The sequence below is a fragment of the Duganella fentianensis genome, assembly GCF_964031615.1.
Classification (GTDB): Bacteria; Pseudomonadota; Gammaproteobacteria; order Burkholderiales; family Burkholderiaceae_D; genus Rugamonas; species Rugamonas fentianensis_A.
Map to the genome: position 1 here is coordinate 457,580 of NZ_CAXIQN010000020.1, position 13,924 is coordinate 471,503.

Annotated in this window: 8 protein-coding genes; 5 read left to right on the plus strand and 3 right to left on the minus strand. The window is 62.1% G+C overall.

The genetic code is table 11. The features are described 5' to 3' along the window. Positions 1–51 precede the first annotated feature (51 nt). The 5 genes from ABNT42_RS16515 (at position 52) to ABNT42_RS16535 (ending at position 9,314) form a co-directional block, all read left to right on the plus strand. Positions 52–3,252 (plus strand): S8 family serine peptidase, encoded by a 3,201-nt coding sequence (locus ABNT42_RS16515; RefSeq protein WP_348698764.1) that lies wholly within the window; start codon positions 52–54, stop codon positions 3,250–3,252. Positions 3,253–3,428: 176 nt separating this feature from the next. After that, positions 3,429–4,649 (plus strand): sterol desaturase family protein, encoded by a 1,221-nt coding sequence (locus tag ABNT42_RS16520; RefSeq protein ID WP_348698766.1) that lies wholly within the window; start codon positions 3,429–3,431, stop codon positions 4,647–4,649. Next, on the plus strand, positions 4,646–7,042 hold the full coding sequence (locus ABNT42_RS16525) for a TonB-dependent receptor (protein ID WP_348698768.1): 2,397 nt from the start codon (positions 4,646–4,648) through the stop codon (positions 7,040–7,042). The genes ABNT42_RS16520 and ABNT42_RS16525 overlap by 4 nt, the downstream gene beginning before the upstream one ends. A gap of 6 nt (positions 7,043–7,048) precedes the next feature. Then, entirely contained in the window at positions 7,049–8,476 is a 1,428-nt protein-coding gene (locus ABNT42_RS16530; RefSeq protein WP_348698770.1) for a serine hydrolase, read from the plus strand. Between the two features lie 262 nt (positions 8,477–8,738). Next, positions 8,739–9,314, plus strand: a complete 576-nt coding sequence (locus ABNT42_RS16535) for an NnrU family protein (protein WP_348698772.1) — start codon at positions 8,739–8,741, stop codon at positions 9,312–9,314. Between the two features lie 43 nt (positions 9,315–9,357). Here ABNT42_RS16535 and ABNT42_RS16540 read toward each other — a convergent pair whose 3' ends face one another. From ABNT42_RS16540 to ABNT42_RS16550, 3 genes are all read right to left on the minus strand, one after another. Next, positions 9,358–9,786: a hypothetical protein gene (locus ABNT42_RS16540; RefSeq protein WP_348698774.1), complete on the minus strand. Its 429-nt coding sequence runs from the start codon at positions 9,784–9,786 to the stop codon at positions 9,358–9,360. Beyond that, positions 9,783–10,724, minus strand: a complete 942-nt coding sequence (locus ABNT42_RS16545; protein WP_348698776.1) for a GGDEF domain-containing protein — start codon at positions 10,722–10,724, stop codon at positions 9,783–9,785. The genes ABNT42_RS16540 and ABNT42_RS16545 overlap by 4 nt, the downstream gene beginning before the upstream one ends. 111 nt (positions 10,725–10,835) lie before the next feature. Next, entirely contained in the window at positions 10,836–13,922 is a 3,087-nt protein-coding gene (locus tag ABNT42_RS16550) for an efflux RND transporter permease subunit (RefSeq protein WP_348698778.1), read from the minus strand. Between the last annotated feature and the right edge of the window lie 2 nt (positions 13,923–13,924).

A 13,924-nucleotide genomic window follows, 5' to 3' on the forward strand; every position in this document is an offset into this window, starting at 1 on the left:
AGGCGATAGTAAATCGACTACAATGACTGCTCATTTATCTGGGGAAACAAAATGAGCAGCAATGTGGTCTTCGTGGGTAATGTTTCTTACTCTATCAATCCACTGCTGGGTACTGTGCTGCTGAAGGCGGACGAAATCGACAACCGTTCGCTCACCAGCAGCACCGGCACCCTGCGGCTCGAACTGTGGCTCACCACCACCCCATGGAATACCAATGGCAGCAATACGGGCTACGAAATTGCCACCTACCGCATCAGCGGCACCAGCAATGGCACCCTTGGGCCTAACCAGTATTTCTCCAATCTGAGCCAGACTGTCAGCTACGCACCACCGCCAGCCGGCACCTATTTCGTCACCATGGCGGTGGCCGAATATACCGGTACGGCACCGGGCGTGGACAACGGCTATTCGATCGATGACAGCGTCGGCTTCTCCACCTTCCTGACGGTGAATGCGGATGGCAGCATACGCACCAGCAGCTTGGTCACGCCCACCGTCAGCATCCAGTCGCAATCCATCGTCGAAGGCGACAATGGCAGCAAGATGATGGTGTTCACCCTCACGCTGTCGGAAGCCACGCCGTATGTGGCCAGCCTGCAGTTCGACACGGCCGATGAAACCGCCGTGGCAGGACTGGACTACGGCGCCGTGCACCGGATGGTCAGCTTCGCTGCCGGCAGCACCAGCACCACGGTCTCCGTGCCCATCTACGGCAACACGCGGCTGGAACCGGCGCGCGCCTTCGAAGTCAAACTGAGTCAGGCCAGCCACCTGCAGATCAAACCCAATTACACCAGCCCCACCGGCAATGCGGAAAGCCATGCGATGCCCGATGCATGGGGCGTGATCTTTGACGACGATAGCCTGAGCGGCTATCCCCAGCCTAGCGACACCTACCTGCCCTACCAGTGGTATCTATATTCGACCCGCACCGAACTGGCCTGGACCCACGCCACCGGCAAGGGCATCAAGGTGGCGGTCATGGATCAGGGCATCGATGGCAGCAATCCTGAACTGACGGCCAACGACAATCTGGCACTGGGCCGCGTGGCCTACACCCTGCAGACGGGCGGTGCCCCCGTCACCAGTAGCGACAACCACGGCACCAACGTGGCCGGCGTGATCGCTTCCGCGCGCGATGGCAAAGGCACCGTGGGCGTGGCCTACGATGCCCAGCTAGTCTCTATCTACACCCCGTTGACCCTGAACAGCGCCTACCTGACCGAACTGGCAAATGGCTTCCGCTACGCCAAGGCAGTCGATGTCCTGAATAATTCCTGGGGCTTCGGCAACCTGCTCACGGCCGGCACCAACTGGGCATTCCTCGACAATGCCAGCGATGCGCGCTTTGCGCCGGCCTTTGCCGCCCTCAAGGATCTGGTCAGCACGGGCAGGCAGGGACTGGGCACCATCGTCGTACAATCGGCCGGCAATGCCTATACCTACGGCGACGACACCAATCTGCACAACTTCCAGAACAGCCGCTACATCATCACCGTTGGCGCCACCGATTATCAGGGTGGTTCGTCCTACTTCAGCACCACGGGCGCCTCCATCCTCGTCTCCGCACCGGGCGGTGCCGGCCACGGCGACTATGCCAGCATCCTCACCACCGACCGCAGCGGCAGCGCCGGCTACAACAGCACTAACTACAATTTCACTGACGGCACCTCGTTCTCCTCGCCCATCGTGTCCGGCATCGTCGCGCTGATGCTGGAAGCTAATCCCAAGCTCGGCTACCGCGATGTGCAGCAGATCCTCGCCTACACGGCGCACCAGACCGATATCGGAGTGGGCAGCTGGGCCAGCAACGGTGCCGGCAACTGGAATAACGGCGGCCTGCATTACAACCTCGGTGCCCAGTCCACCGGTTTCGGTCAGGTCGATGCGCTGGCCGCCGTGCGGCTGGCCGCCGGCTGGGAAGGCGTGCCGCAAACAGTGGCCAACACGGTCGAAGTGCTGGCCGCCAAAACGGTAGGACTGGCGATACCGGACAAGAACGCCAGCGGCATCACCAGCAGCATCAGCATCGCCAGCGACATGGTGGTCGAACGGGTCGATGTCAGCGTCAACATCACCCACCCGTTCATCGGCGATCTGGAAGTCAGCCTGATTTCGCCGGCTGGCACCGTCAGCAATCTGATGTACCGCCCTGCCGCCGGCAATCTGAGCGCCTATGGCTCCAGCCAGAACGATGTGCACTTCACCTTCGATACGGTGCTCAATTGGGGCGAGAGCGCCGCCGGTACCTGGCAGCTGGTCGTGCGCGACCTCACGGGCGGCGACATCGGCACCTTCAGCGACTGGAAGCTCGATCTGATCGGCCATGCCAGCAGCCAGCAGCACACCTTCTACTACACCAACGAATTCCCCCTGCTAGTGGCCGCCGATGCGCAGCGCGGCATACTGAGCGACCCTAAGGGCCAGAACGACACCATCAACACGGCAGCGCTGGGCAGCGACGACCGCATCGACCTCAGTGGCGCCACGGCCAGCATCATCAATGGCGGCAAGCTCACCATCGCGGCCGGCACCACCATCAACAATGCCGTGGGCGGCGACGGCAACGACGTACTGATTGCCAACCGCGCCGGCGGCACCCTGCGCGGACTGTGGGGCAACGATACGCTGACGGGCAACAGCGGCAGCGACAAGCTCGATGGCGGCAGCGGCAACGACATTCTGGATGGCGGTGCCGGTACCGACACCGCCATCTTCCACGCTGCGCGCAGCAATTACACCATCAGCAGCAGTGGCAACGCTGGCAGCGGCAACTTCAGCGTGCTGGATAAAACCGCCAGCGAAGGCAGCGACACCCTGAGCGGCATCGAGCGGCTGCAGTTCAGCGATCAGACCATCGCCTACGATACGGGCGGCGTTGCCGGTCAGGCCTTCCGCATCTATCAGGCCGCCTTCAACCGTGCGCCCGATGCGGCCGGACTAGGCTTCTGGATCTATCAGATGGACCGTGGCTATGCACTGACCGATGTAGCGCAAGGCTTTGTGCAGTCGTCCGAGTTCCAGACCATGTACGGGCTCACGCCCAGCAACGCCGACATCGTCACCCACCTGTACGCCAACGTGCTGCACCGCGCGCCCGATGCAGGTGGCGCCGCCTTCTGGACCAGGCTGCTCGATGAGCACACCCTGAACGTGGCGCAGGTACTGCGCGAATTCAGCGAAAGTCCGGAGAACGTGGCCGCTCTGGTCGGCGTGGTACAGAACGGCATCAGCTACCAGCCCTACGGCTAGCCCTGCAGCCGGCCCAGCAGCTAGCCCAGCGGGGCTAAAACTGGATTCATTAGCGATGCCAGATTGACTTTATCTGACGCTATTTGTGTGTCATAAACGTCAGTATTGCCGCTAATTCTTGTGCTATTTGCATGGATATAGGCATAATCGTTTCGACCTAAACGATCGTCTGCCCTATGAATCCCATCGTACTGGCTATCCCGGTTTTTATGCTCACCATCGTGCTTGAAGCATGGGTAGCGCAGCGACGCGGGCGGGCCGTGTACGATACCGCCGATGCTCTCACCAGCCTGCATCTGGGCGTAGTCAGTCAGGTCATCGGCGTGCTGGTCAAGCTGGTCATGCTGGGTACCTACACCGCCGTGTACCAGCACTGGCGCTTCACCACCCTGCCCGCCGATAGCCTGTGGGTCTGGCTGGGCGCGCTGGTGGCCTACGATTTCTGCTATTACTGGGCGCATCGCATGGGCCACGAAGTCAGTGTGCTGTGGGCTGCACACGAAGTGCACCACTCGTCCGAGTACTACAACCTCTCCACCGCGCTGCGCCAGACTTCCAGCGGCTGGCTGCTGGGCTGGGTGTTCTATCTGCCGATGGCGCTGGCCGGCGTGCCGCCGCTGGTGATGGCCGTCGTCGCCATGATCGATCTGCTGTACCAGTACTGGGTGCACACGGAACTGGTAGGCCGGCTGGGCTGGCTCGACCGCGTGTTCGTCACCCCTTCCAACCACCGCGTACACCACGGCCAGAATGACTACTGCATCGATCGTAATTACGGCGGCATCTTCATCCTGTTCGACCGCCTGTTCGGCACCTTTGCCGAAGAGCGTGACGACGAGCCTATCCGCTACGGTGTGCGTACACCGCTGCGCAGCCTGAATCCGGCCTGGGCCAACCTGCACTACTACGTGGCACTGTGGCAGGCCACAGGGCAGGTACAGGGCTGGCGCAAGAAACTGCAAGTCTGGCTGGGCGCACCGGGCGCATGGACGGGACAGCCGCTGGGCCACTTCGATCCGGCCAGCTTCCAGTACTACCGTCCCGCCACACCGGCCGGCGCGCAGCTGTATGCGATGTTCCAGTTCGCCCTGCTGGTGCCCTGCATCTCGCACTTCCTCGCGCTGGCACCCACGCTGGCCACAGCGCCGCTGCTAGCTTACGCCGCCTTCATCATTGCCAGCACGCTGGCACTGGCGGGGCTGCTGGAAGGCCGGCCATGGAGCGGCCGCATCGAACAATTGCGCGCCCTGGGCGCCGCCCTCGCCTTCGCGCTGCTGCCCGACTGGTTCAGCTACAGCGCTCCTCTGATAATAAAACTGGCGACACTGATCGCCGTGGTAATTGCCGTAAGCTGCCTTGAAAAAATCATAAAAACGACACAATGGAGACCCACATGAGCAAGCCGAATCGCACCATCCTGTCCGCCAGTCTGGCCGCCGCCTTTTTCGTTCCACCCGCATGGGCAGCCGACGAAATCCAGTCAGTGGTGGTCACCGCGCAATCGCGTAAGCAGCTGGTGCAGGACGTGCCCATGACCATGGCCGTACTGAGTAACAAGGACATCGATGCGGTCGGCGCCAAGGATCTGGCTGACCTCAACGGCTACATCCCCGGCCTGTCGGTGGATGCCACCGAACCCACCCAGCCTTCGTTCGGCATCCGTGGCGTACAGGCGGCCGACTTCGGCATCGCCACCGATTCGCCGGTCGGCATCTATGTCGATGGCGTCTACACGGGCAAGACGGGCGGCGCACTGATGAACTTCATCGACGTGCAGCGTATCGAGGTCGTCAAAGGCCCGCAAGGCACACTGTTCGGCCGTAACAGCGCGGCCGGCGCGATTGCCATCACCACCAATGAACCGGGCAAGGAAGTCGATGCCGCCGGTCACCTCAAGCTGGGCAGGTTCGGCCGCGCCAATGCCGATGTGATGCTGAATCTGCCCATCAGCGAGTCGCTGGCGGCGCGCGTGGTCGCCGTGCGTTCCGGCAGCGAAGGCTGGGTCGAGAACACTAGCACCGGCAAGAAATCGGGCGGCGACAAAGACTGGGCTACCCGCATTACGCTGCGCAAGGATTTCGATGCGGCCAAGCTGGTGTTCGGCTGGGAGCACGAGAACATGGAGCAGTATGGCCGACCTGCCTTCGGCGTGCTGAAAGACCCACGCCTGCCGCTGGCCGGCTACCGCGGCGTGTATGACGCAGCCTATACCGCTAATTTCGTCGATCCGTTCACGGCCAGGCTGGAAAACGACCAGCCCGGCACGGAAGGCCGTCTGTTCGATGGCGCCACGCTGCGCTTCGAAACCCCGCTGGCCGGCATGACCTTCAATTCCACCACGGCCTACCGCCGCTTCATTACCCACAACCTGACGGACAACGATGGCACGGCCCGCCCTACCCTGCACCTGACCACGCAGGACGCCAAGCGCGCCCGCAGCTTCCAGCAGGAGTTCAAGCTGTCCGGCAAGACCGAACAGCTGGACTGGATCGCCGGTCTGAGCTTCTACAACAATAACGAACATCAGGATGCCGGCGCCTACGTCACCACCGGCACGCTCGATACCCTGAGCCAGTTCGCCGGCGGCCAGCCCAACTTCGCCATGCTGTTCGGCGGCCTTGGTGCCGCTGGACTGCCCGGCATCAACAGCAGCACCATGTTCAGCTGGGACGAAACCCATTACAGCGATGTGCACACCCGCTCCGTTTCAGCCTACGCCGACACCATCTGGCATCTGTCGCCGCAGACCAATTTGACGGCCGGTCTGCGCTACACGCGCGACCACAAGCAGATGACCTGGTTCGTGCCGGGCCGCGTCTCGCCCCAGCTGGACGACTTCCTGAATGCCTACGGCCCGCTGGCCGGCCTGAATGCGGCCGCCTTCCCGTCCAATGTGATCTTCGCCACCGCCGCCCAGCTGGCCGCCAGCCCCGTCAGCCGCAGCAAGGACTGGACCGACTTCAGCCCCCGTCTGGTGCTCGATCACAAACTGGATAAGGACACCCTGCTGTTTACCTCGCTGGCACGGGGCTATCAGGCCGGTGGCTTCAACATCTTCACGCCGCCCAATCCTGCCTCCACTACCAGCACAGGCAAAGACCCTAGCTTCGAACCGGAGAAAATGACCAACTTCGAAGCGGGTCTGAAAATGGCGCTGCCGCAGTATCGCGCCACCATCAACGCTGCGCTGTTCGCCTACAAATTCAAGAACCTGCAGGACGTGCAGCTGTATAGCGTCGGCACGCTGCCCACCTACAACGTGGTAGCCAGCGACCAGAAAGCGCAAGGTCTGGATCTCGATGCACGCATCCGCCTGTCACCGCGCGTGACGCTGTTCGGCGGCATGGAATACATCGACCAGACCTATACCCGCTACCAGCGGCTCGATGCCAATGGCAAGGTCACGCTCGATCTGGGCGGCCAGCCGGTGGGCACGCCACGCCTGACAGCCATGGCCGGCATCAACCTCAACTGGGAAGCCTTCGAAGGGCGCAGCAGCATCAACTTCCAGGGCACCCACGCCAGCGCGCGCCGCTGCAACAGCGACACGGTCGATCTGAGCTGTCTGAGCACGGCCAAGCTCAAGACGGGCACGGCGACCAGCAAATTCGATCTGCGCATGGCATGGGATAGCCCTAGCTCGCGCTACGGCATCGCGCTGCTGGTCAACAATGTATTCGACCAGCGCTATGTGCAGAGTCTGGGTGGCCAGACCGAGCAATATGGTGCGCCGTACGCCTACATCACCCCGCCGCGCAGCATTGCGGTGGAATTCCGCGCCAGCCTGTAAAGTCCCATGTCGAAAAAAATCCTTCAACGTAGCGCCATCGCCGCCCTCCTGCTGGTGGGCGGCGCCACCAGCGCACTGGCATGGCAAGCACCGGAACTGCTGCGCGTGGGCGCCAACTACAGTGCCAAGATGGTCTGCTCGAATGTATTCATCGCCGGGCGCGACGCACAGGCCGTGCTGGCCGACGATGTGCAGGCGCCGGGCCACCCGCTGCTGAAATTCCTCCGCATCAAGGTCGATAAGGAACAGCAGACGGTTCACGCCAATCTGCTGGGACTGTTCGGCAATGGACTGGCCGTATACCGCCCCGGCACGGGCTGTGCCGTGGTGCCCGATGGCGATGTCGCACAGGCGCGCCGCTATCAGTTCGCTCCTGCCGAGATCAAACCCGGCGCGGTGGATGCCTTGTGGCCGGAAGGCTATGAGCAGGAAATGTTTCTGCAGCCTATACCAGCCCTGCAACAGCGGGAACTGACCGGGCCGGGCGCGCGTGCAGTGCTGGTGATACACCGGGGGGCGCTGGTGGGGCAATACTATGCGGAAGGCTACCACCAGCATACGCCGCTGCTGGGCTGGTCAATGACCAAGACCGTCACCGCTGCGCTGATCGGCATGCTGATCAAGGATGGCAAGCTGTCGCTTGATCAGTCCGGCTTCTGGCCTGATCCGGCCGACCCGCGCCATAAAATTACGCTGGCCCAGCTGATGTCCATGAGCAGCGGCCTCGAATACAACGAAGGCTATGGCGATGTCTCCGACGTCACCCGCATGCTGTATCTGGAGCCGGACATGGCCAGCTACACGGCCAGCAAGCCGCTGGTACACGCGCCCGGCAGCCACTGGAACTATTCCAGCGGCACGACCGTGCTACTGTCCCGCATACTGCAACGGGCAGCGGCCGGCGCGGGCAAGGCCACCGACGCGAAGATCTTGGCTTACGCCCACGACCGGCTTTTCTCGCCGCTGGGCATGCGCAGCGCTGTCATGGAGGCCGATGCGCGGGGCAATCTGGTCGGTTCCAGCTATATGTATGCCAGCGCGCAGGACTGGGCCCGCTTCGGCCAGTTCCTGCTGCAGGATGGCGTGTGGAATGGCCAGCGTTTGCTGCCCGAAGGTTTTGTCCAGAAGATGCAGCAGGTGGCGCCCGCTTCCGGCGGCCAGTACGGCCAGGGCCAGTTGTGGCGCTGGGGCCCGTCCGCTGCCGGCAGCAATGGCGGCAATCCCGATGCGCCGTTCGGGCTGCCGGCCGATACCTACTGGATGGAGGGGCATGATGGCCAGAGCATCGCCATCATCCCGTCGCAGCAACTGGTGGTGGTACGTCTGGGCCTGACGCCGGCGTCACTGCATTACCAGCCGCAGGCACTGGTCGCAGCGATTCTCAAGTCTTTGCCGGTGGGTTCTATGCGCCCTGCCGCGCCAAAACAGCCCTGAACGGCTCGCCAGCTACCAGCAAAATAGCGCCGCTGCAACAACGCTTTGCTGCGGCGCCACAAGCCCCTGCCCACCCTGATTCAGCGCTCTGCAGGGGCAGCTTTCAGGCACACCCCGAAGCCGCGTGAAATCACGGTTTTTCCATGTTGCGCCGCACAGAATCAGGCCTGCAGAATAAGTTGAATCTGATATGCATTAATGTTGCAAGGCCGGTAAAGCCGGTGTATCTTTTATCAACGATAACGTAAAAAAGGGGACGCTCATGGAATTCCTCATTCTGGGCTTGATGATGTTTCTCGGCCTCCACTCGACCCGTATCTTTGCCGACGGCTGGCGCTCCTCGCTGCGCGCCAATATCGGCGAGCCGCGCTGGAAATGTGTCTACGGACTAGGTTCCATTGCCGGCTTTGCCACCTTCCTGCGCGGCTTCTTCGAAGCGGGACGCGATCCCGAAGTGCTGTGGGTGCCGCCCGCCTATATGCACCACGTTGCTGCCGTGCTCATGATGGTTTCCGTCATTCTGCTGACGGCAGCCTACATCCCCCACAACAGCATCAAGGCGCGGCTGCATCATCCGATGACGCTGGGCGTAATGGTCTGGTCTATCGCCCACCTGCTGAGCAATGGCCAGCTGCACGAAATCATCCTGTTCGGCAGCTTCCTCGTGTGGTCGGTCATGCTGCTGCGTTCGGCGATCCAGCGCGATAGCGCCGCCGGCACCACCTACCCTGCCGGCACCACCGGCGCCACCGTGGTGACGGTACTGCTGGGCGGCTTCCTTGCACTGGCCTTCGCCCACTGGATCCATCAGGCCCTGATCGGCGTCAAACCTTTCTGATCCCGGCTAACGGCGCTGCCACGCGCAGCGCCTGCCATCCCTGCTAGCGGCACTTGCCGCGCAAGGCCGCAGCGACCACCCACGGTAGCGAAAACGGCCCCACCACCCCGAACGGCCCGATATAAGCTGGTTGCAGCTTGAGGGCGTCGTCATGCAGACAGTCCGGCACCTTGGCCTGATTGAACGCCGCCGTCATCCTGTCCTGCGCCGTCACCGTCGCCGCACCATACGCTGCCGCATTGCGTGCCGCCAGCGCCTGCGGGTGCGGATCTTCCGCCACCGTCTCGCGTACGGCCTTGCGTATCAGTTCCTCCGATAGCACAGGTGCCGCGTTCAGATCGAGCACCCCGTCGGCCACCAGCAGTTCCGGCTTGCTGGCCTGCGGCGCGTCTGCGCCAGCCCATGCGCTGGCCGTGAATGCCGCCAGCGCAGCGCTCACTAGCCAGCCGCGCCGACTGAATCGATGCGTCATACGGTCTCCTTGTGCGCGGCTACCCGCACGGTATTCCGTCCTTCTTCCTTGGCACGGTACAGCATCTGGTCAGCCTGCAGCAGCCACTCACGGGGCGAACTGCGCTTATCCATCAGCGCCACGCCTATCGAGACCGTTACCGGACGCTGTTCCAGCAACTGCGCCAGCGAGACGGCTACGCGCAGGTTTTCTGCCAGCCGCAACGCGGCATCGGGTTCGGCGCCGCTGGCGATGATGGCAAACTCTTCACCGCCATAGCGGAAGATACGATCCGAAGCACGCGTATGCTGGCGCAGTACCGTACACAGGCGCACCAGCACAGTATCGCCCACCGCATGGCCGTATTCGTCGTTGATGGATTTGAAGTGATCCAGATCGAGCAGCAGCAAACAGGAATCGAGATGGGGCCGGCGCTCGTCGGCATAATCGCCCAGCTTGCGGTCCAGTGCACGCCGGTTCAGCACACCTGTGAGGAAATCGCGCTCCACTTCCGTGTGCAGGGCGCGCGTCTGCAGCCCCGTGCGGTCAGCGAAGATATACGCAAACAGATTGACCAGTCCTATCGTCACCACGATGGTGAACAGGTTGAGGGTGGCCAGCTGGCTGCTCAGGATCACGACCAGCGCCAGCAGCGCCACCGCATTGATCGCCAGCGCCATACGGGGGCGCAGGATGAAGTACGCAGCGATAGTGGTGGGATACACCCAGTACACCATGGCCACGCCACGCAGATAGACGGTGGCCAGCATGCCGGCCGAATAAAACAGCGTGACCAGCAGCCCCGCCACGCGGTGCCTGCCGGTGCGCACCACGTGCACGATCACCGCGATAAACGCCAGTACCAGCGACATATCCACCGTGGCCGATAGCCAGCTCCCTTCCCACAGCCGGAACAGGGCAAACGGCAACACACTGGCAATACTGATCATGCACAGCATAATCAGTATCACCTCCTCCAGACTACGTTTCTGCCCTCCCGGCAGCCAGCGCAAAGAACTGGCGACCGCCTTTGCTTGCGTTTTTACTTGCTCTACCATCGTCTCTTTCTGTTACGCCGTCGGCTCCGCTGCCTGCCCATGCCCGCCGCCATGGCCAGCGGCGGCCTGCGCCTGCGGCTCGACCTTGTGCTGGCCGGACAGGAACAGATACATGGCCGGCACCACGAACAGGGTGAACAGCGTACCGATCGACAGGCCGGTGAAAATCACCAGACCCATGGCATGGCGGCCTGCCGCCCCCGCGCCCGAAGCAATTACCAGCGGCACCACGCCGAACACCATGGCGGCGGTCGTCATCAGGATAGGCCGCAGACGGGTGGCGGCCGCTTCCTCAATGGCTTCACGCTTGCTCTTGCCCGCTGCGCGCAGGTGGTTAGCCACTTCCACGATCAGAATACCATGCTTGGATATCAGCCCCATCAGCGTCACCAGCCCCACCTGCGTGTAGATGTTGATGGAAGCGAAGCCCAGGAAGATAAAGGTCATGGCACCGAACAGCGCCATCGGCACCGAGAACAGGATCACGATAGGATCGCGGAAGCTCTCGAACTGGGCCGCCAGCGCAAGGAATACGATGATCACGGCAAACGCCATGGTCATCATGAAGCCACCCGATTCGCTCATGTACTGGCGCGAGGCGCCCGAATAGTCGACCGTGTAGCCGGATGGCGCCACTTCCTTCACCGTGTTGCGCAGGTATTCCAGTATCTCGCCCTGCGACGCGCCGGACACGCCGGAGATGGTCGCCGAATTCAGCTGCTGGAAGCGCGTGACGGATTCCGGCTGCACCGAGTACTTGATGGTGGCCACGGTGGAGGCAGGGATCATGCTGCCGTTCGGTGCCTTGATATAGAAGTTCAGCACATCGTCCGGATTCAGCCGGTCCACCTGCTGCACTTGGGGGATCACTTTGTAGGAGCGCCCCGCAATCGAGAAGTAGTTGACGTAGCCGCCCCCCAGCGCAGCGCCCATGGCATTGCCGAAGTCCTGCTGGGTCAGACCCAGCGTCGCCAGTTTTTCGCGATCCACTTCCACCCTCGCCTGCGGTGCATCGATTTTCAGATCGACGTCGGCAAAGTAGAACTTGTTATCCTTCTGCGCCTTGGCCAGCACGGCCTGCGCCACCGAGTTCAGATTTTCGAACGGCTCGGTGGTGGTGATCACGAACTGCACGGGCAGACCGGAGCTGCCGGGCAGCGGCGGGAACTGGAACGCGGCCACGCGGCCACCGGCCACGCCATTCCACTTCTGCTGCAGTTCCTGCTGGATTTCGTGGGCAGAGCGGCTGCGTTTATCCCACGATTTGAACAGCACGCCGCCAATACCGGAATTGGTAGTCGGCACGCCCGTAATCTGGAACATCTGCTCGTACTCGGGCAGTGCGTGGGCGATCTCGAAAATCTGCTTGGCATAGGCCTGCATCTGGTCGGACGTGGCGGTGGGTGCGCCCACCACCTGCGACAGCACGATGCCCTGATCCTCTTCCGGCGCCAGTTCCGACTGCGACATCTTGAACATCAGCGCCAGCAGCAGGCTCAGGATCAGGCCCAGCACGATCAGCACAGGCCAGGTGTTGAGCAGGCTATGCAGCGTGCGCAGATAGCCATGGTGCACTTTGTCGAATACGCGGTCGATGGCTTTGACGAACTTGCCCTCGTCCTGCTTGGGATCGAAGAAATGGCCGCACATCATCGGCGACAGCGTCAGCGCAACGATGCCGGACACCGCCACGGCACCGGCCAGCGTGAAGGCAAATTCGGTGAACAGCGCGCCCGTCAGGCCACCCTGGAAGCCGATCGGCACGTACACGGCCACCAGCACCACCGTCATCGCCAGAATCGGGCTGCCCAGTTCGCGCGCCGCGATAATCGCCGCATCGAACGGCTTCATGCCCTGCTTCATGTGACGGTCGACGTTTTCCACCACGATGATGGCATCGTCCACCACCAGCCCGATGGCCAGCACGATGGCCAGCAGCGTCAGCAGGTTGATCGAATAGCCGAGCAGCAGCATCACGAAGAAGGTACCGATCAGCGACAGCGGCATGGCGATCACGGGAACGATCACGGCGCGCAAACTGCCGAGGAACAGATAGATCACCACCGTCACGATGACCAGCGCTTCCAGCAGCGTCTTCACCACTTCCTCGATGGAGGTGTTGATAAACTCGGTGGAGTCGTAGACGATTTCGCCCGTCAGGCCATTCGGTAACTGCTCCTTGATGGCGGGGAAAGCCTGCCGCACGCGCTTGGCCACATCGAGAATATTGGCATCGGGCGCCACTTTGATACCGATGAATACGGAGCGCACACCACTGAAGGCCACGTTGAAATCGTAGTTTTCCGAACCCAGCGTCACGGTAGCGATATCTTCCAGATGGACGATGGCACCACCTTCCTGCTTGATCGCCAGCGCCTTGAATTCTTCCACCGTATGCAGATCGGTACCGGCCGTCAGGGGCACCGTCACCATCTGGCCTTTGGTGGCGCCCAGCCCCGTCAGATAGTTATTTTGCGACAGCGCCACGCTGACATCGGCCGCCGTCACGCCATGCGCCGCCATCTTGCTGGCATCCAGCCATGCACGCAGGGCGAACTGGCGCGCCCCCAGCAGTTCGGCCGTCTGCACACCCTGAATGGAATCGAGCTTGGGCTTGACCACGCGGGCTAGAAAGTCCGTCACATTATTGGTCGGCAGCGTATCACTGTAGAAGCCCATATACATGGCGTCCGTGGTCTGGCCCATCTGCACCGTCAGCACGGGTTGCTGCGCCTGTTGCGGCAACTGGTTGCGCACCGAGTTCACCTGCGTGGTGATTTCCGTCAGCGCGCGGTTGGAATCGTAATTTAGCCGCAGCGTGGCAGTAATCACCGATACGCCGCTATTGCTGGACGAGGACAGATAATCGATCCCCTGTGCCTGCGCGATGGCCGATTCCAGCGGCTGGGTGATAAAGCCCGCCACCGTGGCTGCATCGGCGCCATAGTAAGTGGTGGAGATGGTCACCACCGCATTCTGGGTTTTCGGATACTGGTTGATCGGCAGGCTGAACAGCGAACGCAAGCCCAGCACGACGATCAGCAGGCTCACTACGCTGGCCAGTACAGGCCGCTTAATGAAGATGTCGGTAAAATTCATGG